General features: G+C 64.8%; 24 protein-coding genes. 8 read left to right on the top strand and 16 right to left on the bottom strand.

The window, feature by feature from the left end:
* The first annotated feature begins 85 nt into the window (after positions 1 to 85).
* Positions 86 to 1,237, top strand: coding sequence for a tRNA dihydrouridine synthase DusB (gene dusB / locus ACXIUA_RS11410; protein ID WP_070478060.1), 1,152 nt, complete (start codon positions 86 to 88; stop codon positions 1,235 to 1,237).
* Positions 1,238 to 1,280: 43 nt separating this feature from the next.
* On the top strand, positions 1,281 to 2,009 hold the full coding sequence (locus ACXIUA_RS11405; RefSeq protein ID WP_070363440.1) for a phosphate signaling complex PhoU family protein: 729 nt from the start codon (positions 1,281 to 1,283) through the stop codon (positions 2,007 to 2,009).
* Positions 2,010 to 2,012: 3 nt separating this feature from the next.
* Here ACXIUA_RS11405 and pstB read toward each other — a convergent pair whose 3' ends face one another.
* The 5 genes from pstB to mshD form a co-directional block, all read right to left on the bottom strand.
* Complete coding sequence (gene pstB, locus ACXIUA_RS11400; protein WP_070361951.1) at positions 2,013 to 2,786, bottom strand: phosphate ABC transporter ATP-binding protein PstB; 774 nt, start codon at positions 2,784 to 2,786, stop codon at positions 2,013 to 2,015.
* Positions 2,787 to 2,800: 14 nt separating this feature from the next.
* Positions 2,801 to 3,694 carry a phosphate ABC transporter permease PstA gene (gene pstA, locus ACXIUA_RS11395; protein ID WP_070361950.1) on the bottom strand — a complete coding sequence of 298 codons (894 nt, stop codon included), beginning with the start codon at positions 3,692 to 3,694 and terminating at the stop codon, positions 2,801 to 2,803.
* Complete coding sequence (pstC, locus tag ACXIUA_RS11390) at positions 3,691 to 4,653, bottom strand: phosphate ABC transporter permease subunit PstC (protein WP_070478064.1); 963 nt, start codon at positions 4,651 to 4,653, stop codon at positions 3,691 to 3,693. The genes pstA and pstC overlap by 4 nt, the downstream gene beginning before the upstream one ends.
* A 2-nt stretch (positions 4,654 to 4,655) precedes the next feature.
* Positions 4,656 to 5,777, bottom strand: a complete 1,122-nt coding sequence (gene pstS, locus ACXIUA_RS11385; RefSeq protein ID WP_070361948.1) for a phosphate ABC transporter substrate-binding protein PstS — start codon at positions 5,775 to 5,777, stop codon at positions 4,656 to 4,658.
* 121 nt (positions 5,778 to 5,898) lie between these two features.
* A complete protein-coding gene (gene mshD, locus ACXIUA_RS11380; protein ID WP_457976898.1) occupies positions 5,899 to 6,813 on the bottom strand; it encodes a mycothiol synthase in 915 nt (304 codons plus the stop codon).
* A gap of 34 nt (positions 6,814 to 6,847) precedes the next feature.
* On the opposite strand from mshD, the gene ACXIUA_RS11375 reads away from it, so the two are divergent.
* Complete coding sequence (locus ACXIUA_RS11375; protein WP_457976897.1) at positions 6,848 to 7,585, top strand: LmeA family phospholipid-binding protein; 738 nt, start codon at positions 6,848 to 6,850, stop codon at positions 7,583 to 7,585.
* A 20-nt stretch (positions 7,586 to 7,605) separates the two neighbouring features.
* Positions 7,606 to 8,229, top strand: coding sequence for a heme-binding beta-barrel domain-containing protein (locus tag ACXIUA_RS11370; protein WP_070478070.1), 624 nt, complete (start codon positions 7,606 to 7,608; stop codon positions 8,227 to 8,229).
* Between the two features lie 20 nt (positions 8,230 to 8,249).
* On the opposite strand, the gene ACXIUA_RS11365 is transcribed toward ACXIUA_RS11370, so the two are convergent.
* Positions 8,250 to 9,173 (bottom strand): aminodeoxychorismate lyase, encoded by a 924-nt coding sequence (locus ACXIUA_RS11365; protein WP_070478072.1) that lies wholly within the window; start codon positions 9,171 to 9,173, stop codon positions 8,250 to 8,252.
* Positions 9,174 to 9,204: 31 nt separating this feature from the next.
* Between ACXIUA_RS11365 and ygfZ the strand changes: the two genes are divergently transcribed.
* Positions 9,205 to 10,290: a CAF17-like 4Fe-4S cluster assembly/insertion protein YgfZ gene (gene ygfZ / locus ACXIUA_RS11360; protein ID WP_457976896.1), complete on the top strand. Its 1,086-nt coding sequence runs from the start codon at positions 9,205 to 9,207 to the stop codon at positions 10,288 to 10,290.
* 189 nt (positions 10,291 to 10,479) lie between these two features.
* Positions 10,480 to 10,686, top strand: a complete 207-nt coding sequence (locus ACXIUA_RS11355) for a DUF3073 domain-containing protein (RefSeq protein WP_070478076.1) — start codon at positions 10,480 to 10,482, stop codon at positions 10,684 to 10,686.
* A 378-nt stretch (positions 10,687 to 11,064) separates the two neighbouring features.
* Here the strand turns inward: ACXIUA_RS11355 and purM are convergent, their stop codons facing one another.
* Genes purM through ACXIUA_RS11340 form a run of 3 tightly spaced genes read right to left on the bottom strand, consistent with a single transcriptional unit; the run spans position 11,065 to position 14,087 of the window.
* Positions 11,065 to 12,138 carry a phosphoribosylformylglycinamidine cyclo-ligase gene (purM, locus tag ACXIUA_RS11350; RefSeq protein ID WP_256042169.1) on the bottom strand — a complete coding sequence of 358 codons (1,074 nt, stop codon included), beginning with the start codon at positions 12,136 to 12,138 and terminating at the stop codon, positions 11,065 to 11,067.
* Positions 12,135 to 13,628: an amidophosphoribosyltransferase gene (gene purF, locus ACXIUA_RS11345; protein ID WP_256001033.1), complete on the bottom strand. Its 1,494-nt coding sequence runs from the start codon at positions 13,626 to 13,628 to the stop codon at positions 12,135 to 12,137. The genes purM and purF overlap by 4 nt, the downstream gene beginning before the upstream one ends.
* A 21-nt stretch (positions 13,629 to 13,649) precedes the next feature.
* Positions 13,650 to 14,087 carry a sterol carrier family protein gene (locus tag ACXIUA_RS11340; protein WP_457976895.1) on the bottom strand — a complete coding sequence of 146 codons (438 nt, stop codon included), beginning with the start codon at positions 14,085 to 14,087 and terminating at the stop codon, positions 13,650 to 13,652.
* Here ACXIUA_RS11340 and ACXIUA_RS11335 point away from each other — a divergent pair.
* Together ACXIUA_RS11335 and ACXIUA_RS11330 are read left to right on the top strand one after the other, a co-directional pair.
* Complete coding sequence (locus ACXIUA_RS11335) at positions 14,086 to 15,066, top strand: acyl-CoA thioesterase (protein ID WP_336296762.1); 981 nt, start codon at positions 14,086 to 14,088, stop codon at positions 15,064 to 15,066. The genes ACXIUA_RS11340 and ACXIUA_RS11335 overlap by 2 nt on opposite strands.
* An 8-nt stretch (positions 15,067 to 15,074) precedes the next feature.
* Complete coding sequence (locus ACXIUA_RS11330) at positions 15,075 to 15,668, top strand: hypothetical protein (protein ID WP_457976894.1); 594 nt, start codon at positions 15,075 to 15,077, stop codon at positions 15,666 to 15,668.
* Positions 15,669 to 15,678: 10 nt separating this feature from the next.
* On the opposite strand, the gene purL is transcribed toward ACXIUA_RS11330, so the two are convergent.
* The 7 genes from purL to purD all read right to left on the bottom strand — a co-directional run.
* Positions 15,679 to 17,952 (bottom strand): phosphoribosylformylglycinamidine synthase subunit PurL, encoded by a 2,274-nt coding sequence (gene purL / locus ACXIUA_RS11325; protein WP_256021440.1) that lies wholly within the window; start codon positions 17,950 to 17,952, stop codon positions 15,679 to 15,681.
* Between the two features lie 7 nt (positions 17,953 to 17,959).
* Complete coding sequence (purQ, locus tag ACXIUA_RS11320) at positions 17,960 to 18,631, bottom strand: phosphoribosylformylglycinamidine synthase subunit PurQ (RefSeq protein WP_070478088.1); 672 nt, start codon at positions 18,629 to 18,631, stop codon at positions 17,960 to 17,962.
* Positions 18,628 to 18,858 (bottom strand): phosphoribosylformylglycinamidine synthase subunit PurS, encoded by a 231-nt coding sequence (gene purS / locus ACXIUA_RS11315; protein WP_070361934.1) that lies wholly within the window; start codon positions 18,856 to 18,858, stop codon positions 18,628 to 18,630. Before purS ends, purQ begins: the two co-directional genes overlap by 4 nt.
* Positions 18,859 to 18,945: 87 nt before the next feature.
* Positions 18,946 to 21,066: a S9 family peptidase gene (locus ACXIUA_RS11310; RefSeq protein ID WP_070975539.1), complete on the bottom strand. Its 2,121-nt coding sequence runs from the start codon at positions 21,064 to 21,066 to the stop codon at positions 18,946 to 18,948.
* Between the two features lie 30 nt (positions 21,067 to 21,096).
* Positions 21,097 to 21,993 (bottom strand): phosphoribosylaminoimidazolesuccinocarboxamide synthase, encoded by an 897-nt coding sequence (locus tag ACXIUA_RS11305; RefSeq protein WP_070975665.1) that lies wholly within the window; start codon positions 21,991 to 21,993, stop codon positions 21,097 to 21,099.
* 11 nt (positions 21,994 to 22,004) lie between these two features.
* Complete coding sequence (purB, locus tag ACXIUA_RS11300; protein WP_457976917.1) at positions 22,005 to 23,453, bottom strand: adenylosuccinate lyase; 1,449 nt, start codon at positions 23,451 to 23,453, stop codon at positions 22,005 to 22,007.
* 26 nt (positions 23,454 to 23,479) lie between these two features.
* Positions 23,480 to 24,727: phosphoribosylamine--glycine ligase (gene purD / locus ACXIUA_RS11295; RefSeq protein ID WP_457976892.1), on the bottom strand; the 1,248-nt coding region annotated here is incomplete at its 5' end.

The raw sequence follows: 24,727 nt of genomic DNA, 5'->3' as shown, positions 1-24,727 counted from the left end.
CCCTACCGGGCGAAGCGGGCGTCGACAAACAAAAAGGACATCCGAATTGGACTGCGCAGGCAGTGACGGGAACAATGGGGGCACTATGAACCCACATCTGAGCATCGGCGGCCTGGAGCTGAACTCCCCCGTCCTCCTCGCGCCGATGGCCGGCGTGACCAACATGCCGTTCCGCGTGCTGTGCCGTGAAATTGAGCAGGAGCTCACCGGCACCACCTCCGGGCTGTACGTCTGCGAGATGATCACCGCCCGCGCGATGGTCGAGCGCAACGAGAAAACGCTCAGGATGATCCGCTTCGCCGATGTGGAGCAGCCGCGCTCCATGCAGCTCTACACCGTGGACCCCGCCTACACGTACGAGGCGGTGCGCATGATCGTCGAGGAAAACATCGCCGACCATGTGGACATGAACTTCGGTTGCCCGGTGCCCAAGGTCACCCGGCGCGGCGGCGGGTCGGCCATCCCGTATAAGCGCAGGCTGTACGGCAACATCGTGGCCGCGGCTGTCCGCGCGGCGGAAGGTTCGGGGGTGCCAATTACGGTGAAGTTCCGCATCGGCATTGACGACGACCACCACACGCACATGGACGCGGGCCGGATCGCCGCCGAGGAGGGTGCGGCAGCCGTGGCGCTGCACGCGCGTACCGCCGCCGAGCGCTACTCCGGGGCGGCGCACTGGGATGAGATCGCCCGGCTGGTTGAGCACATGCGCGGCACGGGGCTGCCGGTGATCGGCAACGGGGACATCTTCGCTGCCAAGGATGCGACCGACATGATGGAGCAAACCGGCTGCCACGGCGTGGAGGTAGGCCGCGGGTGCTTGGGCAGGCCGTGGCTGTTCGCCCAGATTGGCGCGCAGCTGCGCGGGGAGCCGATTCCGCCGGAGCCGACGCTCGGGCGCGTCAGCGGCATCATCGCCCGCCACGCGGAACTGCTCGCGGAGCACGTCGGTGAGCAGCAGGCCTGCCGCGACATCCGCAAGCACACCGGCTGGTACCTGCGCGGATTCCCGGTTGGCGGCGAATTCCGCAAGGACCTGGCCCGGGTGGAAACGCTCGATGAGCTCGGGGCGCTGCTGGCGACCATCGCGGACTCCGAAGAACTCGCCGAGCACGCCGACGACGCCCGCGGCCGCCAGGGTTCTTCCTCCAAGGTTGCGCTGCCTGAGGGCTGGCTCGACGATCCGGAAGACGCCACCGTGCCGGAGGGCGCGGAAATCGAGAACAACGGCGGCTAGCCCTAGCCTCGTTGATAAGGCCGTACCTATTACTATGGCGGGCATGCGTACCGCCTACCGTGAACACCTCGAAGCCTTCAACCGCGACCTGCTGCAGATGTGCGACACCGTGCGCGAAGTCATGCAGCTGGCGTCCACGGCGCTGCTGGAGCAGTCACTCGAGGACGCCGAGCATGCCCTCAACGCCTCTGACCCGCTCAAGGAGTTGAAGCTGCGCTGCGAGGAGCGCAGCATGAGCCTGCTCGCGCTGGAGAACCCGGTGGCGGGAGACCTGCGCCAGGTGCTGTCCTCTATCTATATCGTGGAGAACTTCTCGCGGATGGGCGCGATGGCGAAGCACATTGCGAAGCTGGCGCGGCTGCGCCACCCCTTCCCCGTGTTGCCGAACACGGAGCACGCCCCGATCGCTGAGATGGCCGCCCGCGTGGACGAAATGGTCAACATCACACACGACCTGCTGCTCGACCCTGACGCGGACGTCGCCGTTGAGCTCAACGCAATCGACGAAGGTGTCGACGACCTCCACGACTACCTCAACGCCATCACAACGTCTGACTCCTGGGAACACTCTGCGCGGGAGGCCGTCGACGTGGCGCTCGTCTCCCGCTACTACGAGCGCTACGCGGACCGCTGCGTGAACGTCGCCGGCCGCGTCGTCTTCCTGGTCACGGGCCTAAACCCGAAGGAGTACATGAAGCAGCGCGACGAGGACGCGTTTGACCGCCACTCGAAGCTGGCGGCAATCGAGCGGCGGTTCAGAGCCAAGAAGTAGCGGCTAGCCGAAGCGGCCTGCGATGTAGTCTTCGGTTTCCTGCCGTGACGGGTTCTCGAAGATCGTGGTGGTGTCGTCGAACTCGATGAGCTGGCCAGGCTTACCGGTTGCTTCCAGGGAGAAGAACGCCGTCTTGTCGGACACACGCGCGGCCTGCTGCATGTTGTGTGTCACGATCACGATGGTGTAGTTCTCCTTCAGCTCGTGGATGAGTTCCTCCACGGCCAGGGTCGAGATCGGGTCGAGGGCGGAGCAGGGCTCGTCCATAAGCAAGACCTCGGGGCGCACCGCGATGGCCCTCGCGATGCAGAGGCGCTGCTGCTGACCACCGGAAAGGCCGCCACCCGGCTTGTCCAGGCGGTCCTTGACCTCGTCCCACAGGTTCGCCGCGCGCAGGGAGCGCTCCGCGACGTCCTTGAGCTCCTTCTTGTTCTTCACCCCTGCCAAGCGCAGGCCCGCCACGACGTTGTCCTCGATGGACATCGTCGGGAACGGGTTGGCCTTCTGGAACACCATGCCGACGGTGCTTCGCACCGACACCGGGTCCACGTCCTTGCCGTAAATATTGTGGCCGTCCAGAATAATCTCGCCCTGCACGGAGGCGCCCGGGATCACCTCGTGCATGCGGTTGAGCGTGCGCAGCACGGTTGACTTGCCACAGCCCGAAGGGCCGATGAACGCAGTGACTGCCTGCGCGGGAATCTCCATGGTGACGTCCTGCACCGCGTGAAAATCACCGTAGTAAATGTTGACGTCACGCATCTGAAGCTTCGACATATTGCACGTAATCCTTATTTCTTCACTGAAAACTTCGCGGCAATCAACCGCGCGAGGGCGTTGAGCACAACAACAATGATGAGCAGTGTGAGGGCCGAGCCCCACAGCCTGTCGGCGGCCGCACCCGTGCCGCCTGCCTTCCACATGTCCAGCATGAACAGCGGCAGCGAGGACTGCGGCTGACCAAACATGCCGGCCCAGTTCACGATCGGCGTGGACCCAACCAGGATCAGCACCGGCGCGGACTCGCCCATCACGCGGGCAATCGCCAGCATGATGCCGGTGGTGATGCCGGAGAAGGCTGTCGGCACCACGACGCGCACGATGGTCTTCCACTTCGGCACGCCCAGGGCGTAGGACGCCTCGCGCAGATCCATCGGTACCACGCGCAGCATCTCCTCCGTATTGCGCACCACCACGGGCAGCATCAGCAGGATCAGCGACAGCGCGACCGCGAAACCGGAGCGCGCCTGCCCCAGCACCGTGATCCACAGCGCGTAGATGAACAGCGCGGCAACAATCGACGGCACACCTGACAGGATGTCCACCATGAACGTGGTCAGCTTGCCCAGCTTCCCGCCCTTGTCATACTCCACCAGGTAGATCGCTGTGGCCACGCCAATCGGGATCGCAATTATCGACGCCACCAATGTCTGCGCCAGCGTTCCTACAATCGCGTGCAGCGCACCGCCGCCCTCCTTGGTGGCGCGGATACCGACCATGTCGGTGGTCCACCAGGACACGTCGCTGATGGCGTCCCACCCGCGGCCGACCACCGTGACCAGCAGCCACAGCAGCGGCAGCATCGCCAGCACCATCGTGGCAGCCACGAGGGTGCCCATCACAGCGCTTTTGATCGTGCGCGACTTCGCCACGGGGGTAAATGGCGACATAGGCTTTGTTGTCATTTACTTCTCCTCACAATCGCGCGCGCTGCAGCGTTGACCGCAAACGTAATCACAAACAGGACCAAGCCCGCCGCAATGTAGGCGCCAGCGCTAATCGGGTTATTGAACTCCGCGGACGCATTCGCGATCGCGGTTGCGAAGGTGGTGCCGCCGTCGAAGAGCGAGCCGCGGAACAGCGGTGCCGGGGAGACCACCATGTACAGCGCCATCGTCTCGCCCAGCGCGCGGCCCAGCCCCAGCATGGAACCGGCCACGAAGCCGGACTTGCCGAACGGCAGCACCGTCATCCGCACCACGTCCCAGCGCGTCGCACCCAACGCCATCGCAGACTCGATGAGACCGCGCGGCGTCTGCGTGAAGATCTCGCGCGCGGTGGCTGCGATGATCGGCAAGATCATGATGGCCAGCACGATGCCACCGGTCAGGATGTTGCGGCCCGTCGCGAACGACGGCGAGTTTTGGTAGTGCGCGAAGAGGAAGAAGTCGCCTCCCCAGGAATGCACCCACTCATAAAACTTGCCCAGTGCAGGTCCCAGCACCTTCGCGCCCCAGATGCCGTAGACGATCGACGGCACCGCCGCCAGCAAGTCCACCAGCACCGCGAGCGGGCGCACCATGCGCTTCGGCGCGAAGCTCGAGAGGAACAACGCCACACCCAGAGCGACCGGCATCGCGATGAGCAACGCGATGAGCGAAATCATCACCGTGGAGAAGAACAAGTTCGGGATACCGAAACGCATTGCGTCTAAGTTCGCCGTCTCCCACGGACCCGAATACGTCAGGAACCCGAGGAAGCCGCCTTCGTTCCGCAGCAGGGGCGGCAACGCCTCCAGCAGGAGGAATGCGCCAATCGCAGAAATGATGAGCGTGATTAAAACCGAAGAGGACGTCGATACGCCCTCGAAGACGCGGTCCCCGGCTCGGCGCCGGGGGCGCGCCTCAACGTGAGCTGCAGCCATGGTTACTGAATCGCGTTGATAGCCTCACGGAGACGCTCAGCGTGCGCGCCCGACACCGGAATGAAGCCCTCGGACTCCAGCTCGCTGTCCTGCGAATCCAGCGCCACGTTCAGGAAGTCACGCACCATGCCAGCGGTTGCGGCATCGTAGCCAGCCGAGCACACAATCTCGTAGGTGGTCAGGATCAGCGGGTAGGAATCCGCATCCTTCGACGCGAACAGTGCCTCCGAGTCCACCACCATGTTGTGGCCCTCCGTGGAGAACTTCATGTGTGCCAGCGCGTTGCCCACGGTGGTGGAGTTCAGCTCAACCGGGCCGTTGCCGAAGTCAACCTTCGCAATCTTGTCTGCGAAGCCCGCCTCAACGTAGGTGATCGCGCCTGGGGTGTTTGCCACCTGGTCAGCGACACCCGTGGAGCCGTTCGCACCGGAGCCAACCTCCGTCGGGAACGCCTTGCCCTTCGACTCCCACTTGCCATCCGACGCTGCGATCAGGAACTTCTGGAAGTTGTCCGAGGTACCCGACTCATCCGCGCGGTAAACGACGTTGATCTTCTGGTCCGGCAGCTCCACACCCGGGTTGGACTCCGCAATCTTCGGGTCATTCCAGTTCTTGATGACGCCCTGGAAGATCTCCACGATGTTGTCGACGCTCAGCGTCAGCTCGTCGACGCCCTCCAGGTTGTATGCAACCGCGACAGGGCCAATCACGAACGGCAGGTGCCACGCCTCGTTGCCACCGCAGCGCTCCGCAGCCTTTGCGACTTCCTCTTCCTTCAGTGGCGAGTCGGAGCCTGCGAAGACCACCTGGTTATCCAGGAACTGCTTCACGCCAGCGCCGGAGCCGGTCGGGTTGTACGCAAGCGTTGCCCCCGGAACGTCTGCCTCGTACACGGTACGGAAGTAGTCCATCGCGTTCTGCTGCGAAGACGCGCCCTCCGCCAGCAGCTGCCCAGTTTCGCCGGAAAGCTCGTACTCCCCTGCGACTGCAGCATCGGAACCGGGGGTATCCGTTGCGGAGGTGTCCGCCGCATTGTCTGCACCGTTGCCACACGCAACCAACGCGGCCGACGCTACCGCCAATGCACCGAATACTGCTGCAGAACGCTGATTTTTGAAATTCACGTGGAATACCTTTCCAAGAAATAGTGACCTTTAATGTTCGAGGAGTAACGCTAAAGCGTGATGGTGAACACTAAAGGCCCCTATTCGTGAACTTCACATGAATGTTGCGTGACGGTTGGGTTTAATCACCCGCCGCTGCCCCCGCCGCTTTATATACGACGTGGCGCTCCGCGACCTGGAATCCAAGCTCCTCGTAGCGCTTCACGGCCGGGGCATTGTCCGCCTCAACGTAGAGGATCACGGCCGGGCTTCCCTGCTCCGCGAGGTGAACCAGCCCCAGTTCCATCAATACGCCGCCAAGGCCGTGGCCGCGGAAGGCGTCCGCCAAGCCGACAACGTAGACCTCTCCGGTGCCGTCCGGGTGGCGCTTCGTCCAGTGGAAGCCCGCAAGCTCCTCGCCGCGGTAGAGCAGCCACACCCCGGCTGGGTCGAACCACTCCGCTTCCATCGCGCGGTGCAGGCGCTCGATATCCCAGCCGCCTTGCTCCGGGTGCCAGGAAAACGCCTGGTTGTTGGCCTCCAGCCACGCCTTTTCGAGGGCCCCACGGCCCCACTTTGCGCTCGCCTCGGTGAGGTTGAACGCCTCGTATCCCTCGGGCAGCTGCACGGGTTCAGCGCGCACCTCGTCCAGACGCATCACGAGCAGCTCGCGCACCGGGCGGAGCCCGAGGAGCAGCGCAACCTCGTGGGCGTCGGGCAGGTTGCCGTGGGCCCATAGGCCGGCGGCGGGGTTGTGGGCGAAGGTGGCGTCGACAAGGCTGCGGCCCATCCCCTGACCACGCGACTGCGGATCCACCGCGAGCTCCGCCGAACCGTCCGGGGCGAACCCCACGACTCCTACAACGTCGTCACCTTGGTTGACTACCAGGTGGTTGTGGCCCAGGCGGGCGTCGTGAAGCCCGTTGAGGAACTGCTCGGAAAAGGCTGCGATGCCGTCGTAGTCCGCGACGCGCTGCAGCATCGCCTCGACCTGTTTGGCCGTCTCCGGATGTTCCGGCAGCGTGAGCGGTTGGGGGTGAAAGCGAGTGTTCGTCATGCCCCAAGGCTAGCGTGTGTGTACAACTAGAGACGTGAAGAAACGGTCGATCGCACTCGGGCTCGTTGCGGTGCTGTGCATCGGTGGCACCGCCGACACCCTGTTTGCCTCCGGCGTGGAGCGCACGCTGTCGAGGCAGGCCGCGCAGCTCAACGGGCTCGAAGTCGCCCCCGAGGCCTACATCTCCGGGTTCCCGGTGGCGCTGGCTGCTGTGACCGGAGCTGTGTCAAGGGTGAGCCTGCACTCCGTAGACGTGCCGGTGGCGGGCGTCGGCGTGGGCAACGCCGGGGTGGAGCTGATCAACCTGGAACTGCCCGCGAGCGCCGGGCAACGCCTGCGCCGCGCGGATCTCACCGGCGCGCAGGCCGACGTTGTACGCCGCACAGTGCGCCTCGACGGCGTCGCGTTCGGCCAGCTCCTCGGCATGACCGACCTCGACATCGCGCATCCCTACGACATCTCGCCCTCCGGCGGCACCGCGAGCGAAGCTCGCATGACCGGCACCGTCCCCGGCACGGACATTCCCACCACAGTCGTGGTCACCCTGCGCCTCGACGGCCCCACGTTCCGCATGCGGCCCAGCCAGCTTATCGACGTCCCCTCCGACCTCACCGACCGCGTCATCGACGCGTACACCCTGGACAGGGACACCCGCGACCTGCCGCTAGGCGGCCAGGCCGACAACGTGCAACTTTCCGGCGGCTCCATCGAATTTTCCCGCGACCGCATCAACACCGTCGTGGAAGCTGCCGACCTCGCACCGCTGGTGTAGGACGTTGTAGCCTGGTACGCATGAGTGAAAAGCTAAACGGAAACGAAGCAGTCAACCTCGCCGCTGAACAGTCGAAGGCGACCGCGCACCGCAACATCCCCGCCCTCGGGTTTGATGAGATGCCCCTGCCAGCGGACACGGCAAACCTGCGTGAAGGCCCTAGCCTCCACGACGGCCTCTTAGCACTTCTGCCGCTGGTCGGCGTGTGGCACGGCGAGGGCCAAGCCAACGATAACGGCGACGAGTACGCCTTTGGCCAGCAGCTGGTCATCTCCCACGACGGCGAGAATTACCTCCGCTTCGAGTCCCGCATCTGGCGCCTGGACAAGGACGGCAAGCCCACCGGCGCGGACCAGCGCGAGGTCGGCTTCTGGCGCATTTCCCTGAAGGACGAAATCGAGGTCACCCTCACCAACTCCCGCGGGCTCACCGAGATCATGTACGGCACGCTGCTCAACGAGCGCGCATGGCAGCTGACCAGCGCGTCGACCATCGTGACGGAAACGGGCCCTGAGAACCACGGCCCCGGCAAGCGCGTCTACGGCCTGATGCCAAACAACAACCTCGGTTGGGTTGACGAGCGCGCCGTCGACGGCGAGATGGTCCCCTACATGTCCGCCGAGCTCAAGCGCATCGCCGGCTAAGCACTAGGGTTTACCGGCTTTTACAGGCCAAGACTCGCGTCGAGCGCCTGCTGCACCAGCTCCTGGATCTCCCGAGCGTTCTCGGGGGCCGGGAGCTTTTTGTCATTCAGGCGCTTCACCCTCGTCGCCATCCGCGTGGAGCTCACCAGCCACACCGACTCAGCCTTGAACAGCTCATTGAGGTAGATGTCTTTCTGCTTGCACTTCCAGCCGCGCTCGGATGCGTACTCGAACAGCGCGGCCTGCGTCGTGCCCGGCAGGATGCCCGGCCCCGGCTTCGGCGTGCGGATCCGCCCGCCCTTCTTCACCACGATCACCGTCGAGTTCGCACCTTCCAGCACGCGCTCGGTGGTGGGGTCGATGTAGATGACGTCGTCGTGCCCGTGGCTCTTCGCCCAGCGCAGCGCAGCCATGTTCGCCGCATAGTTCAAGGTCTTCGCGCCTACCTGCATCCACGGCACTGCGTGCTCACCGGTGTCCAGGGAGTAGCCACGCGAGGTCGTCATCACCGACACCCCGCTCTTGCGCTGCTTCAGGGCAGTCTCGTCGATGGGGCGCACCGTCAGCCACGCTGTGGGCACCCCGGTGGTTTCGCGGCCGCGCGTCATCGTCCACACGCAGCGCGCGTCCACTTCCTCCGGCTCGCTGCCGCGCTCGCGCACGTAGTCGGCCACCGCCTCATTCGTCGCCTTCACCCAGTGGTCCACCCCCGGGTCCGGCAGGTCGAGTGTGCGGGCGCTTCGCCGGAAACGCTCAATGTGGGCCTCAAGGTTGGCGGGCACCCCCTTCCGGATCAGGATGGTTTCGAAGATGCCGTCGCCACGCGTGACGGCGGCGTCGTCCCAAAACACGTGCGGCATGCTGGCGTTTTGGCGTCGAATAGAACCGCCGAACGGTTCCACAAGATAGATCACTGGAGCTGGTAACAAGTGCGACGAACCCATGCGTTCATAGTATCCCGCTACGATGGTGGATGTGTTGAACTCTTCTCCACTTTTGCAACGCCCTGGCGCCGCAGAGTTTGCGGGCACGACGCCGCTCGACGCGAAGGGGGTCGCCTGGCACTACGGGGAGCCGCTCGGCGAACAACGCGCCATGGACACCCAGCCCGTCATCATCGACCGCTCGCAGCGCCGCATCATCGCGGTCGCGGGGCCCGACGCACCAGAGTTCTTAAACAACCTCCTCTCACAAAAGCTTGACGACGCCCCCTCCGGCTTCGCAGCCTCCGCCCTCGACCTCGACGCGCAGGGCAGGATCCTCCACCACGCCGACGTCTTCTACGACGGCGCCACGTTCTACCTCGACCTGCCAGCCGCGCAATACGAAACCTTCACCGCGTTCCTGCGCAAAATGGTGTTCTGGTCCGACGTCACCATCACCGACACCGACCTGGCGATCCTCACGCTCATCGGCCCAGCCGACGCCACGGAAGCCCTCGCGTCGATGGACGGCACGGCGTTTTCCCGGCGGGTGTCCCCGTGGACCGCGCACGCGCGCTTCGACATCGCGGTCGAACGCGACCGGCTCGAAGAGGTCGTCGATGCGCTGGTGGAACGCGGCGGCGTGCTCGGCGGGCTGATGGCGTTCACCGCCGAGCGCGTGCGGGCCGGCGAGCCCGAACTCGGCGCCGACTGCGACGAAAAAACCATCCCGCACGAAGCCCCGCGCCTGATCAACCGCGGTGACCGCATCGCCGCAGTCCACCTGGAGAAGGGCTGCTACCGCGGACAAGAGACCGTCGCGCGCGTGGAAAACATTGGCCGCTCCCCCCGCCTGATGGTCATGCTGCAGCTCGACGGCTCCGCACCCACCGAGCCAGAGATCGGTGCAACCATCCGGGCGGGCGGGCGCGCGGTTGGCACACTCGGCACCGTCGTCCACGACGCCGACTACGGCCCCATCGCACTGGCCCGCCTGAAACGGTCCGCACTCAACGCCGGCACTGACGTCGACCTTGACATCGACGGCGTCGCCGCCCGCATCGACCCCGATTCCCTCCCCACCGACGAGGGCGAGAAAGCCGGACGCAAGGCGCAACAACGGCTGCGCGGCAACTAGGTCTCAAATTGGGGCCCGGTGCGGGCTCTTGCCGGGGCCCGCTGGGCAAACACACAGGTCACCCCGTGGAGGGGAATTTTTGGAACGTTCGCGCTATTATGTCCTACAGGACAATTAACGAATCGAAAAGCATGAGGCCGCTCCCTGCCCGGGAGCCGCCCAGAAGAACCACCTCAAGGGGGTCACGCAATGGGTCGCGGACGCGCCAAAGCAAAGCAGACCAAGGTTGCTCGCCAACTGAAGTACAACTCTCCCGAAATGGACCTCGAGTCGCTCCAACGCGAGCTCGCAGGCAAAGCTCCGAAGAAGAGCTGGGAAGAGGACGACGACTACGAGGTAGATGACCAGTACGCCGATTACGCCGACTGGGATGCGTACGGCACCTCAGGCCGCTAAACGTCCAACGCTTACAAAGAACACCTGCTGCCCATCCGGGCCGCGGGTGTTCTTTTGGTGCCTTTAACACTCGTTCAGGGGCTGCTGGCACCAAGGAGACACCACATTCCTTGGTTTTAGATAGAGGCCTGGCGTTTTCCCTGGTCGCTGGTCGGGCGGGAGGGAATTTGGTGCACGCACAGGAGCACGAGTGCCAAAGGACGCAATTCCAAAACAGGACCCTTACGTATCCGCAGGCCACAAAAGGGCTAAATAAAACTGGGTGCGTCCTTTGGCACTGGGGCGACCAAGGAGACACCACATTCCTGCACAGCTAATCAGCGACCTAGGCTTTTGTGAAGCCCGTTGATTGAAATTGCGGAATGTGGTGCGTGAGTCCTAAGAATGCTGGCCCCGAAGTACCGCGCGGGCATCCTCCCCGGCCTCGGCCGTGCGGACCTCGCCGAGGACCCAGCTGTCGATGCCGCGGTCCTTCAGCAGCGCCAACGCCTGGTCACGCGCTTCTGGTGCCACGACGGCCACCATGCCGATACCCATGTTGAAGGTCTTCTCCATCTCCTCGACGGGGACGTCGCCGACGGATTGGATGGTCTGGAAGATCGGACCGGGGGTCCAGGTGGAGCGGTCCATGTCGGCAACGAGGCCCTCAGGGATGATGCGCTCCATGTTGCCCGCCAAGCCGCCGCCAGTGACGTGGCAGAAGGTGCGCACGTCGCACTCCTTGGCAAGCGCCAGGCAGTCGAGAGCGTAGATCTTGGTTGGTTCCAAAAGCTCCTCGCCGAGGGTGCGGCCGAGGGCGTCGACGTGGCCGTCGAGAGGCAGCCCGGCGCGCTCGAGCAGCACGTAGCGTGCGAGTGAGTAGCCGTTGGAGTGCAGGCCGGAGGACGCCATCGCGATGATGGTGTCGCCCTCGCGGACCTTGTCCGGGCCGAGGAGCTCGGAAGCTTCGACGACGCCGATTGCGGTGGCGGAGACGTCGTAGTCGTTGACGTCCATGACGCCTGGGTGCTCCGCGGTCTCGCCGCCGAGCAGCGCGCAGCCCGCCTGGACGCAGCCCTCGGCGATGCCGGAAACAATGTCGGCTACCTTCTCGGGGACGACCTTGCCGATCGCGATGTAATCCTGCAAGAAAAGTGGCTCCGCGCCGCAGACGACAAGGTCGTCGACGCACATGGCGACCAGGTCGATGCCGATGGTGTCGTGCTTGTCCATCGCCTGAGCGACGGCCAGCTTGGTACCGACGCCGTCGGATCCGGCCGCGAGCAGCGGCTCCTTGTACTTGCCCAAGGCGAACAGGCCGGCGAAGCCGCCGATGCCACCCTGGACCTCTGGGCGGGAGGCGCGCTTGGCAAGGGGCGCGAGCAACTCGACGGCCTTGTCGCCGGCTTCGATGGAGACACCTGCGGCCTCGTAGGACACGCCCGAGTCAGCTGGGGTGTTGTGGTGGGTCATGATGCGTTTTCACCTTTCTGAAGACGACGAACAAGATCTGCGTTGTGGTTGCCCTCCGGGAGCCCGAGTGGGTACTCGCCGGTGAAGCAGGCCGCGCAGAGGTTGGAGGCTGGCTGGTTGGTGGAGGCGATCATGTCCTCGGTGGTGACGAACGCCAGGGAGTCCGCACCCACCATGGTCCTGATGGACTCGGCGACGACTTCTTCGTTGCCGCCGCGCCCGTGGTTGGCGATGAGCTCGCCGGGGCTGGCGAAGTCGATGCCGTAGAAGCACGGCCACTTCACTGGTGGCGAAGCGATGCGCACGTGCACTTCGGCGGCGCCGGCCTCGCGCAGCATCCGGATCAGTTTGCGCTGGGTGTTGCCGCGCACGATGGAGTCATCCACGACGACGAGCTTCTTACCCTCGATGACTTCGCGCACCGGGTTGAGCTTCAGGCGCAGGCCCAACTGGCGCAGCGTGTCCGAGGGCTGGATGAAGGTGCGGCCCACGTAGGCGTTCTTCATCATGCCCTGCTTAAACGGGATGCCGGACTCCTCGGCGTAGCCGATTGCTGCCGGGGTGCCGGACTCTGGGACCGGCATGACCAGGTCGGCGTCGACGGGTGCGACGCGGGCCAGGCGGCGTCCGATATCGATGCGGGCGCTGTTGACGGATTGGCCGTCGACAACTGAGTCGGGCCGGGCGACGTAGACGTACTCGAACACGCAGTGCGCGTGCGGTGCGTCGGCGAAGCGCTCGGAGTGGACGCCGGTCTCGTCGATGGCGATGAGCTCGCCCGGTTCGATGTCGCGGACGAAAGAGGCGCCCACGATGTCCAGCGCACACGTTTCGGAAGCGACGACCCAGCCGCGTTCCAGGCGGCCGAGGCACAGTGGGCGCACGCCGTGTGGGTCGCGCGCCGCGTAGAGGGTCTTGCCGTCGGTCACCATGAAGCAGAACGCTCCCTTGACGCGCGGCAGGAGTTGGCGCGCGGAGTCCAGGAGGGTGACGTCGTCGCGGATGGCGTCGGCAAGCAGGGCGGAGACGACCGCCGTGTCGGAGGAGGAGCCCTGGCCCTCTACCCCGTCGGCGGGGATGAGCTTGCGCTCCACGGCCTCGCGCTGCAGCTCCACGTAGTTGGTCAGGTTGCCGTTGTGCGCCAGCGCAACGTCGGTGCCGTTGGGGCTGACGCGGTACATCGGCTGCACGTTGTCCCACGAGTTGTTGCCCGCCGTGGAGTACCGGGTGTGGCCGATGGCGACGTCGCCTTGCAACGCGCCGAGCGTCGGCTCGTCAAAGATTTGGCTGACCAGCCCGATGTCTTTGAACACCACCACTTGGTCGTGGTCGCCCACAGCGATACCTGCGCCTTCTTGGCCGCGGTGCTGGAGGGCAAATAGTCCGAAATATGTCAGTTTTGATACGTCTTCACCGGGCGCCCAAACGCCGAACACACCGCATTCTTCGCGCGGAGTGTCATCCCCGATGTATTCCTCTTCGGTTCGCACGTGCTCTACTCTAACGAACACCTAGGGGTGAAGGGGTAGAACGGGCAGCCCTTTTTGGACTTCGTGGGCTCGGGAGCCGGAGGCGTCGATACGCCCGGCGCGAACTTCTTCCTCGAAAGTGGCACAACCTGTGGCGATTCGCAGCCAGGTGGCCGGGTCCATTTCCACGACGTTGGGCGGGGTGCCGCGGGTGTGGCGGGGGCCTTCGACGCACTGCACCGCAACAAACGGGGGTACTCGCAGCTCTACTGTGTGTCCGGGCATCTCGTGGGCGAGGGTGCGGGCGGTGCGGCGAACGGCGTCGGCAAGCAGCGCCCTGCCGGGCTTATCGACGCCCTCTTCGTCCAACAGCCAGTCCTTGATTGCCAAGACGGCCGCTCGAGTCGCTGCCGGGTCCACCTCTGTCTTCTTCTGTGCCTTCCTCTGTGCCATGGATTTCATATTATGCTGTGGTGCCATGAAGTCTCCTTCCATCACGCTGCGTTTCATGGCGGCTCCTACAGATGTTCTCCACGCGGGCGCCCAGGGCGTCTCCGGTGGCCGTGTGTTGCAGTGGATCGACAAGGCGGCATACGCGTGTGCCGCGCAGTGGTCTTCGACCTACTGCGTGACTGCCTACGTCGGCCACATCCACTTCACCCGACCGATTCCGTCGGGTCACATTGTGGAGGTCCGTTCCCGGATCGCGATGACTGGCCGCACTTCCATGCACATCGTCAACGAGGTGCTCTCGGCAGACCCACGGGAAGGTGTTTTCACCCGCGCGTGCGACTGCCTGGTGATTTTCGTGGCAAAGGATGCAGCTGGGCGCCCAACCCCGGTGCCGACATTTACGCCTGAGACCGATGAGGAACGCCGCGTGGAAGCCGCCGCGATCTCCCGCATCGACCTGCGCAAGGCCATCGAGGCGTCCATGCTGGAACAGACCTACACGGACGACTCCACCGCGCCGCGCACCATCCACCGCTTCCTGGCCAAACCGACCGACATCAACTGGGGCGGCGATGTGCACGGCGGCACCGCCATGGAGTGGATCGATGAGGCCGGCATGGCCTGCACGATGGAGTGGTCCGGGGAACGCACCGCAGCGGTGTACGCGGGCGGCATCCGCTTCTACAAGCCGATCCACATCGGCGACCTCATCGAGGTGGAAGCGCGCCTGACCAGGACGGATGCACGCTCGATGCACACCTCTATCTTTGTTCGATCGGGGGATCCGCGCGGCGGACGCGAGTCGCTCCAGAACGCGATTCACGCCACGGTGACCTACATCGGTATCGATATCGACGGCAACCCGCTGGCCGCGCGCAAGTTCACCCCAGTCACGGACGAGGACAAACGCCTCTGGGAGCACACGCAGACGCTCAAGGACCTGCGGGCGCAGTATGAGCCGGAGCCGCTGGTGCGCCCAGACGATGCGCAGCAGCGCGTCGACTAGTGGCGGCTATGTCAGTGCTGAAGCGAACCGCTGCGCTGCTGGCCGCGAGCGCCTGTGTGGCCGGTTCACTGGTTGGCTGCGCGGCGCCCCAGCCGAAGACGGCGACCGCGCTGCAGTTCCGCCAGTCCGCCGCCGTCACGCTCCTCGGCGATAGCGGCGGGGCGTACCACTTCCGGGCACGCGTAGAGAACCCCCGCGTCATCTCAGGACAGGAGGCACGCAGGCGTGTCGGCAACTACACCAACGCCGACACCGCGCTCGCCGACGTGACCCAGCTGCGCTGCTTCGACATCAGCTACGTCTACACCGGCGGCACCGCAGGCGACAGCCCCGACGAGGCCGTGATCAGCCCCGAAATCACCATCGTCGGCGAAGGCAACGTGGCGGCGAACCGCGTGCGCAACTTTGCCACCCAGCTCTGCGACACCGTAGAGCTCCCGGTCCTGCCACGGGACCCGCAGGCGCTCGTTCCCAATCAGACCTACAACCAGACCTTCGTCAGCTTCTCCGTCGACGACGCAGGCCAGCCCGGCGTTGAGGCAACAGGCCTGCGCATGGAAACGCCGCCAGGCACCGTAATGACCTGGCGGCATAACCTCTAAATCGCGCTAACTACAGCGCGGCGTTCGGGGCCGTCGCGTTGCCGAACAGTGCCGGCAACGTATTCGCCCACGCGTCTGCCAGCGCGGCCACGGCGACGGAGTGATCACCGAAGGTGATCTGGCCGTCGTCGGTGGTGGTGCCCAACACGTGCGCTGGGACGCCGGTTGCGTTGGCGCGCTCGATGGTGGCGTCGACAAGCGATGGATCCACCGCGACGAGCACGCGGGAGGCGGACTCGGAGAACAGCGCGGTGAACGCGTCCTCGTGGACCGCCGAAAGGTCCAGCTTGGCGCCCTTGCCGGAGCCCAGCAGCATCTCGAAGACAGCCTGGGACAGGCCACCTTCTGAGAGGTCGTGCGCGGCAAGAATATCCTTGTTCGCGTGCAGCAGCTCGCCGAGGCGTTCCTCGTTGGCAAGGTCTACCTGTGGCGGCAGGCCGCTCAGGCCCTGGCCGGAGATGTCCTGCCACACCGAGCCGCCGAACTCCGCCTTCGTGTCACCCAGCACGAGCAAGGCCTGCTCGCCCTCGCCCTTCGGCAGGCGGTGCGGGATGGCGGCGTTGACGTCCTCGATCACGCCGAGCACGCCCACGACTGGGGTCGGCAGGATTGGGGTCTCGCCGGTCTGGTTGTAAAAGGACACGTTGCCGCCGGAGACCGGAATCTCCAGCTCAGCAGCGCCGTCGGCGAGGCCGTGGACGGCTTCGCGGAACTGCCACATCACGTCGGGGTTCTCAGGGGAACCGAAGTTGAGGCAGTTCGTCACCGCGACCGGCTTCGCGCCGGTGACCACAACATTGCGGTAGGCCTCCGCAAGCGCGAGGCGCACACCCATGTTCGGGTCCAGGTAGGAGTAGCGGCCGGACGCGTCAGCGGAAATCGCCACACCGCGCGAGGTCTCCTCGTTGATGCGCAGCACGCCCGCATCCGAGTACTGGGCCTGCACGGTGTTGCCACGCACGTAGCGGTCGTACTGCTGCGTAATGAAGTCGCGGGAGCACAGCGCCGGGGAGGCAACCATCTTGAGCCAGGTAGCCTCCAGGTCCTCCGAAGTATCGACGTCCGCCTTCGCCTGCACGCCATCAAGCCATTCGGGGCGCGCGTACGGGCGGTCGTAGACCGGGCCTTCGTCGATCGATGACGGTGGCGCGTCCAGTACCAGCTCGCCCTTGTGGTAGACGAGGTAGCGGTCCTTCTCATCGGTGACCTCACCAATCACGGCCGCACCGACCTCCCACTTCGCGCAGATCTCCATGAAGCGATCCACGTTCTCAGGTGTGACCACGGCGCACATGCGCTCCTGGGACTCGGACGCCAGGATCTCGGCGGCGCTCATATTCGCCGCGCGCAGTGGCACGTTGTCCAGGTTGACGGTCATGCCGCCGTCGCCCGCCGCAGCCAGCTCGGAGGTAGCACACGCCAAGCCGCCGCCACCGAGGTCCTGAATACCGACGACAACGCCGGCCTTGTACAGCTCCAGGCAGCACTCGATGAGGACCTTTTCCGCGAACGGGTCGCCAACCTGGACGGCTGGGAGCTTGCGCTCCTCGCCTTCCTCGAAGGTCGCAGAGCCCAGCACCGACACGCCGCCGATGCCGTCAAGGCCCGTGCGGGAGCCGAAGAGGACCACCTTGTTGCCCGTGCCGGAGGCGAACGCCAGCTTCAGGTCCTCGACCTTGAGCGTGCCCACGCACAGCGCGTTGACCAGCGGGTTACCCGCATATGCTTCGTCGAAGACGGTCTCGCCGCCAATGTTCGGCAGGCCCAGCGAGTTGCCGTAGCCGCCAACGCCGTGCACCACGCCAGGCAGGACTCGCTTGGTGTCCGGCGCGTCAGCAGGGCCGAAGCGCAGCTGGTCCATCACCGCGATTGGGCGCGCGCCCATCGCCATGATGTCGCGCACAATGCCACCCACACCCGTCGCGGCACCCTGGTAGGGCTCCACGAAGGACGGGTGGTTGTGGCTCTCCACGCGGAAGGTCACCGCGTCGCCGTCACCGATGTCGACGACGCCCGCGTTCTCGCCAATACCGGCCAGAATTTTCGACGCCATCTCCTCCGTCATCGTCTCCCCGAAGTAGCGCAGGTGCACCTTGGAGGACTTGTAGGAGCAGTGCTCGGACCACATGACGGAGTACACCGTCAGCTCCGCATCCGTCGGGCGGCGGCCCAGGATGCGCTTGATCTTTTCGTACTCGTCGGTCTTCAGGCCGAGTTCCGCGTAGGGCTGCTCCAGTTCAGGAGTCTGCGCGGCGTGCTCCACCGTGTCATTATGTACAGTCATTGTTTCCCTACGCTCCGATCGAAGAAATAGCGGACAAGAACAACCCGAGCCCGTCCGTCGACGGCCCCGTAAGCGCCTCAATCGCGTGCTCCGGGTGCGGCATCAACCCCACGATGCGGCCGTTTTCGCTCGTCACACCAGCAATCGCGTTGATAGAGCCGTTGAAGTTATCCGTGTAGCGGAACACCACGCGGCCTTCCTTCTCCAGCTGCTCGATGGTCTCGGCGGACGCCTGGAAGCGGCCCTCGCCGTGCTTCGCCGGCACGAGGATCTTGTCCCCCTCGTTGAAGCGGTTCGTCCACGCGGTCTCCGCGTTGGCCACCTCAAGGTAGGTGTCCACGCAGTGGAAGTTCAGGTGCTGATTGCGGGTCAGCGCGCCCGGCAGCAGTCCAGCCTCGGTGAGGATCTGGAAACCGTTGCAGATGCCCAGCACCGGCATGCCCTTCTTCGCAGCCTCCACCACAGCGCCCATCATTGGGGCTTGCGCGGCGATGGCTCCGGAACGCAAATAGTCCCCGTAGGAAAACCCACCGGGGACCACGACGGCGTCAACACCCGTCAAATCTTCATCAGCGTGCCACAGCGACTTCGGCTGTGCGCCAGCCAGGCGAACTGCACGCAACGCATCGACGTCGTCGAGCGTGCCTGGGAACGTGATTACACCGATGGTTGCCGTCATCGAACAACCTCGAAGTCTTCAATCACCATATTTGCCAGGAGGGTTTCGGCGACGCGCTTGAGCTCATCGTCGGACACGGTGTCGTCGACTTCGATTTCAAAGCGCTTGCCCTGACGCACGTCCTCGACACCGTTCACCCCGATTCTGCCCAGCGCGCGCAGGACAGCTTGGCCCTGCGGATCCAAAATTTCAGCCTTAGGCATGACATTTACCACGACTTTTGCCATGAGAATCCTTCGTGTCTCGGAGGTCATTACGACGAAGACAGTATAACGAACGGATCCCTCCCGCGGGAGTCCTTTATTTTGCGGCTGCTAGACGGTGCACGCCCCCGAGTGTACGAGCGTCCAGGCGTACTCGAACGCGGTCTGCTTCCACTTCTCGTAGCGGCCGGACACACCGCCGTGACCGGCAGACATCTCCGTCTTAAGCAGAATCTCCCCGCCCGTAGCTATCTCACGCAGCTTCGCCACCCACTTCGCGGGCTCCACGTACAGCACGCGCGTATCGTTCAGGCTGGTCACTGCAAGGATGTCCGGGTAGCGCTGGGCTGTGATGTTCTCGTACGGGGCGTAGGAGGCCATGTAGTCGTACACCTCCGGGTCGTGGTACGGGTCGCCCCATTCCTCCCACTCCACCACGGTCAGTGGCAGCTCCGGCATGAGGATTGAGGTCAGCGGGTCCACGAACGGGACGATCGCCTGGATGCCCGCGAACTTCTCCGGGGCCATGTTCGCAATCGCGCCCATCAGCATCCCGCCCGCCGATCCGCCCTCGGCCACAAGCGTGTCGTAGGAGCTCACGCTCGCGCGCACCAGCTCGTCGGCGCACGCGATGAAGTCGGTGAACGTGTTCTTCTTCGTCAGCATCTTGCCGTTGTCGTACCAGCCGCGGCCCATCTCGCCGCCGCCGCGCACGTGCGCGCACGCCCAAACCATCCCGCGGTCCAGCAACGACAGCCGCGCCACGGAAAAGCCTGGGTCCACGGAGGACTCGTAGGAGCCGTAGGCGTAGAGCAGCGTCGGGTGCGGATGGGTCATGTCCAGGTCCGCGCGGTGCACCACGGAGATCGGCACCTGGGTTCCGTCGTCGGCCGTAGCCCACATGCGGCTGGCAACGTAATCGGCGGCGTCGTAACCCCCAAGCACCTCCTGCTGCTTCAGCAACGTCAGGCCGCGGGTGGCCACCTGGTAGTCGAACAGCTGGGCCGGCTGCGTAAACGAGGTGTAGGTCAGCCGCACCACCGGCGCGTCCCACTCAGGGTTTCCGCCCAAGCCCACGGTGTAGAGCTCCTCGTCGAACTCGAGCTCGCGCAGCGCGCCGAAGCTGCCGCCCTCCACAGGCGCTACCGCAAGCCTGCTAATGCCGCCGGAGCGGTAGGCACAAAACAGGAAGTCCCGGTACGTATCGACGCCCTCTACGCGCACGTCCGCGCTGTGCTCCACGAACGTCTCCAGCTCAGTCAGCGGCACCCGCGCATCCACCGGGCAGGTCCCCACTGCAAAGTTGGGGCCGGTGGCGTTGTGCGTGACCACCCAGTACCCGCGCCCGGCGAGCTCCGCGTAATCCAGGTCGTACTCCACGCCTTCCTCGCGCGGCCACAGCACCTCGAACTCGGCGGTCGGCGTCTCCAGGGGTACCGCGCGCCACTCGCTGGTCAGCTTCGAGCTGGCCACGATGTACAGGAACTGCTCGGCGCGGTCCCCGCCCACGCCGAGGTTGAAGCGCTCGTCGTCCTCCTGGTAGACCAGCACGTCCTCCGACGCCGCCGTGCCCACCTCGTGGCGCCACACCTGGTGCGGGCGCCACGCGTCATCAACGCGCAGGTAAAACAGGTACTGCTCCCCCGCCCACGTCGCGCCGTAAAAGGCGCCTTCGATGGTATCCGGCAGCAGCTCGCCGGTCTCCAGGTCCTTGATGCGCAGGTCGAAGCGTTCGTCGCCGGAGGTGTCCGTCGAAAAGGCGAGCAAGCGCCCCGACGTAGATACCGCTGACGCGCCGAGCGAGAAGAACTCATGGCCTTCGGCCATCTCGTTGAGGTCAAGCAGCACCTGCTCCCCCGGCAGCGGCGAGCCGTCCTCCGGCAGCGTCGGCGGCGTCCACGGGTCGTCGCCGACCCGCACGCGGCAGGACACGCCGTAGCTCTTACCCTCGATGGTGCGGCCGTAGTACCACCAGTCTCCGTTGCGCTGCGGCACGGACATATCAGTCTCCTTGATGCGAGACTTCATCTCCTGGTAAACCTGCTCCGCGAGCGGGGCAAATGGGGCAGTCACCTCCGCGGTATACGCGTTCTCCGCCTCCAAATAGGCAATGGTCTCCGGGGACTGCTTGTCCCGGAGCCACTCATAATTATCGACGAACTCGCGTCCATGAAACACGCGAGTCGTAGGGTGTTTTGCTGCCACTGGCGGTTGCGCGCTGAAATTCGTCATAGGCGACGAGTCTACGCGCAACCTCACGCCTTAGGCACGCGCCCCCGGCCAGTCCCCAAACTTCTCGCCGCTGAGGCGCTCGTACGCCTCGATGTAGCGGTCGCGGGTCGCCTCCACCACGGAACCAGGCAGCTCCGGTGGCTGCGTGTTCTCCGCAGGGTCCCAGCCGGACTTCGGGCCGGTGAGCCAGTTGCGCACGTACTGCTTATCGAAGCTCGGCTGCACCTTGCCTTCCTCGTACGTATCGGCTGGCCAGTAGCGGGACGAATCAGGCGTGAGTACCTCGTCCGCAAGGACCAGGTTGCCTTCCTCGTCGACGCCGAACTCCAGCTTCGTGTCCGCCAGGATGATGCCCTTGGTCTCCGCGTACTCCGCAGCCTTGGTGTACACCTCCAAGGTGAGGTCGCGCAGCTGGGCGGCGAGCTTCGCGCCCACCTTCTCCTCCACGTACTCGAACGTGACATTCTCATCGTGGTCACCCTGCGCAGCCTTCGTCGCAGGAGTGAAAATCGGCTCCGGTAACTTCGAGGCCTCAACCAGGCCCTCGGGCAGCTTCACACCACACACCATGCCGGTGCGGTCGTACTCCTTCTTGCCTGAACCAGTCAGGTAACCGCGAGCGACGCACTCGAACGGAATCATCTTCAGCTTCTTCACCACGTACGAGCGGCCGAGGACTTCCTCCGGAATCCGGGGATCATCAATCGGGCCCGCCAGGTGATTGCGCACACCCGAAAGCAGGTCGAAGAAGAACATGGACGTGGCAGTCAGAATCCGGCCCTTATCCGGGATCGCCGGCTCCAGCGAGAAGTCGAACGCCGAAATGCGGTCGGACGCCACCATCAATAACGTTTCGTCATCCACCTCGTAAATCTCGCGGACTTTGCCGCCAGCCAGGTGGGTATAGTCAGAAAGCTCTGGACGCATGGACATAAAGGTTACAGAATCTCCCCTGGTTTGTACGCAGCGGCGTCCGGGTGGGCGTCGATAAGCTGTTGGATACGAGCGCACACGTTGCTGACTTGCGACTCCGCCGAGCCAATGAACGCGTGGCGGTCAGCCAACGCATCCTGCAGCTGCTCTTTGTCGAGCGGGAGGCGCTCATCAGCGGCGAGGCGCTCAATGAGGTTTTGTTCAGCGCCATTTTCGCGCATATCAAGCGCCATCGCAACCGCGTGCTCCTTGATAATCTCGTGCGCCGTCTCACGGCCCACACCCGCGCGTACCGCCGCCATCAAAATCCTCGTCGTGGCCAAGAACGGCAGGTAACGGTCCAGCTCACGGTTGAGCATCGCCGGGAACGCACCGAACTCATCCAGCACAGTGAGAAATGTCTCAAACTGGCCGTCGATAGCGAAGAAGGCGTCCGGAAGTGCCACGCGGCGCACCACCGAGCAGAACACATCGCCCTCGTTCCACTGCTGCCCAGCAAGGTCAGCGACCATGGTGAGGTAGCCGCGCAGGATCACCTGGAAGCCACCGACGCGCTCGCAGGAACGCGCGTTCATCTTGTGCGGCATCGCCGAAGAACCAACCTGGCCCTCCTTGAAGCCCTCCGTGACCGTCTCGTTGCCGGCCATCAGGCGGATCGTGGTCGCGAGCGACGACGGACCCGCTCCCAGCTGCACGATCGCCGAGATAGCGTCGAAGTCCAGGGAGCGCGGGTAGACCTGGCCGACCGAGTCAAAGGTGCGCTCAAATCCCAGGTGGCGCGCCACCGACTGCTCCAGCTGGCGCAGCTTCGCCTCGTCACCACCCATCAGGTCGAGCATGTCCTGTGCGGTGCCCATCGGGCCCTTGATGCCGCGCAGCGGATATGCCGCCAGCAGCGTCTCGATGCGCTCAACCGCTACCAGCATCTCATCCGCCGCCGATGCGAAACGCTTGCCCAGCGTCGTGGCCTGCGCCGCAACGTTGTGCGAACGCCCCGCCATCACCAGGGTGGAGTACTGATCCGCCCGGTTCCCGATCGTCTTGAGTACCGCAACCGACTTGTCGCGAATCAGCTCCAGCGAGCGATAAATCTGCAGCTGTTCGACATTCTCGGTCAGGTCACGGCTGGTCATCCCCTTATGGATGTGCTCGTACCCGGCCAGCGCGTTGAACTCCTCAATGCGCGCCTTCACGTCATGTCGCGTGACCTTCTCACGCTCAGCAATCGAAGCCAGGTCCACCTTGTCGACGACCGCCTCGTACGCAGCGATCGCCTCCTCGGGAATCTCGACTCCCAGCTCACGCTGCGCCTTCATCACGGCGATCCAGAGCTGACGCTCCAGAATGATCTTGTGTTCTGCGCTCCACAGCGTCGCCATTTCCGGCGACGCGTAGCGGTTCGACAGGACGTTGCTATTGTTCGGTTTCAACAGTTTCTCAGCCACGACGCTGATTATCGCACAACGTCCCGACACGCGCGCTAGATACGGATTTCTCCCTCAATCGCGCGCCGCCCAATGTCCTTGCGGTAGAAGGAACCCTCGAGCGAAATCTGCCCAATCGCCTGGTAGGCAGCGTCCACCGCGTCCTGCAGCGTTACGCCCTTACCCAGCACGTTGAGCACGCGCCCACCAGCAGAGACGTACTCCCCATCCTTGGTCGCGGTACCTGCGTGCAACACCACGTCGGGGTTGTCCAGGTCGGCGCCATTAATGGCGTCCCCGGTCTTCGGGTGCTCCGGGTAATCCTTCGCCGCCAGCACCACCGTCGCCGCGTAGCCGTCCTCCCAGTCCAGCGCCGGCAGCGTGTCGAGGCTGCCCGTTGCTACGGCGTAGAGGACGTCGACAAGTGGGGTGCGCAGCAGGCTGAGCACCGGCTGGGTCTCCGGGTCGCCGAAGCGAGCGTTGAACTCCACCACCGACGGGCCCTCTGGCCCCCACGCGGCGCCGACGTACAGCAGGCCCTGGTACGGGATGCCGCGGGCGACCATCTCGCGCGCCACCGGCCGCGCAATCTCGTCCACGATGCGGTCTACGCCACCCTCCGGCAGCCACGGAAGCGGCGTGTACGCGCCCATCCCACCAGTGTTCGGGCCCTCGTCATTGTCGTAGGCGCGCTTGTGGTCCTGCGCTGGCAGCAGCGGCACCACGGTCTCGCCGTCTACGAGGCAGAACAGTGACACCTCCGGGCCCTCCAGGAAGGACTCGAACAGCACGGGGTTGCCGGCCTCAATCACCGCGCGAGCGTGCGCGCGGGCCTCGGCAGCATCGAGCGTGACGACGACCCCCTTGCCGCCAGCCAGCCCATCATCCTTGACCACGTAGTGCGGGCCGAACGCCTCAAGAGCATCGTCGATCTCCTCGATGCGCTCCACGCGCTGCGCGCGGGCCGTCGCCACACCAGCAGCGGCCATGACGTCCTTCGCGAATGCCTTCGACCCCTCCAGCTGCGCCGCGGCCTTCGTCGGGCCAAACGCTGGAATGCCCGCGGCCTGCAGCGCGTCCACCGCACCCGCCACCAACGGCACCTCAGGGCCAATCACGACAAGCTCAGCGTCAACGTCTTTCGCCAGCTCGACGACCGACTCAGGCGAAGCGACGTCGACACTCCTGACCTCAGCAAGTGATGCCATGCCGACGTTTCCCGGCGCGACAGTGAGCTCGTGTCCTGCAAGACCTTTCAACAGGGCGTGTTCACGGCCGCCCGAACCGATAACAAGGATGCGCAT

Source organism: Corynebacterium sp. UMB8791 (genome assembly GCF_054166365.1).
The sequence above is the reverse complement of the archived record's forward strand: the minus strand, read 5'-3'. Positions and strand labels throughout refer to the sequence as shown.

What these genes read in the sequence shown, in the direction of transcription:
- purL (WP_256021440.1), bottom strand. Translation starts at nt 17,952, where the DNA reads ATGACTGTACATAATGACACGGTGGAGCACGCCGCGCAGACTCCTGAA.
- ACXIUA_RS11405 (WP_070363440.1), top strand. Translation starts at nt 1,281, where the DNA reads ATGCGTACCGCCTACCGTGAACACCTCGAAGCCTTCAACCGCGACCTG.
- ACXIUA_RS11370 (WP_070478070.1), top strand. Translation starts at nt 7,606, where the DNA reads ATGAGTGAAAAGCTAAACGGAAACGAAGCAGTCAACCTCGCCGCTGAA.
- ACXIUA_RS11340 (WP_457976895.1), bottom strand. Translation starts at nt 14,087, where the DNA reads ATGGCACCACAGCATAATATGAAATCCATGGCACAGAGGAAGGCACAG.
- ACXIUA_RS11310 (WP_070975539.1), bottom strand. Translation starts at nt 21,066, where the DNA reads ATGACGAATTTCAGCGCGCAACCGCCAGTGGCAGCAAAACACCCTACG.
- ACXIUA_RS11330 (WP_457976894.1), top strand. Translation starts at nt 15,075, where the DNA reads ATGTCAGTGCTGAAGCGAACCGCTGCGCTGCTGGCCGCGAGCGCCTGT.
- purM (WP_256042169.1), bottom strand. Translation starts at nt 12,138, where the DNA reads ATGACCCACCACAACACCCCAGCTGACTCGGGCGTGTCCTACGAGGCC.
- ACXIUA_RS11365 (WP_070478072.1), bottom strand. Translation starts at nt 9,173, where the DNA reads ATGGGTTCGTCGCACTTGTTACCAGCTCCAGTGATCTATCTTGTGGAA.
- purS (WP_070361934.1), bottom strand. Translation starts at nt 18,858, where the DNA reads ATGGCAAAAGTCGTGGTAAATGTCATGCCTAAGGCTGAAATTTTGGAT.
- ACXIUA_RS11335 (WP_336296762.1), top strand. Translation starts at nt 14,086, where the DNA reads ATGAAGTCTCCTTCCATCACGCTGCGTTTCATGGCGGCTCCTACAGAT.
- pstC (WP_070478064.1), bottom strand. Translation starts at nt 4,653, where the DNA reads ATGGCTGCAGCTCACGTTGAGGCGCGCCCCCGGCGCCGAGCCGGGGAC.
- pstA (WP_070361950.1), bottom strand. Translation starts at nt 3,694, where the DNA reads ATGACAACAAAGCCTATGTCGCCATTTACCCCCGTGGCGAAGTCGCGC.
- purQ (WP_070478088.1), bottom strand. Translation starts at nt 18,631, where the DNA reads ATGACGGCAACCATCGGTGTAATCACGTTCCCAGGCACGCTCGACGAC.
- ACXIUA_RS11305 (WP_070975665.1), bottom strand. Translation starts at nt 21,993, where the DNA reads ATGCGTCCAGAGCTTTCTGACTATACCCACCTGGCTGGCGGCAAAGTC.
- pstB (WP_070361951.1), bottom strand. Translation starts at nt 2,786, where the DNA reads ATGTCGAAGCTTCAGATGCGTGACGTCAACATTTACTACGGTGATTTT.
- mshD (WP_457976898.1), bottom strand. Translation starts at nt 6,813, where the DNA reads ATGACGAACACTCGCTTTCACCCCCAACCGCTCACGCTGCCGGAACAT.
- dusB (WP_070478060.1), top strand. Translation starts at nt 86, where the DNA reads ATGAACCCACATCTGAGCATCGGCGGCCTGGAGCTGAACTCCCCCGTC.
- ACXIUA_RS11355 (WP_070478076.1), top strand. Translation starts at nt 10,480, where the DNA reads ATGGGTCGCGGACGCGCCAAAGCAAAGCAGACCAAGGTTGCTCGCCAA.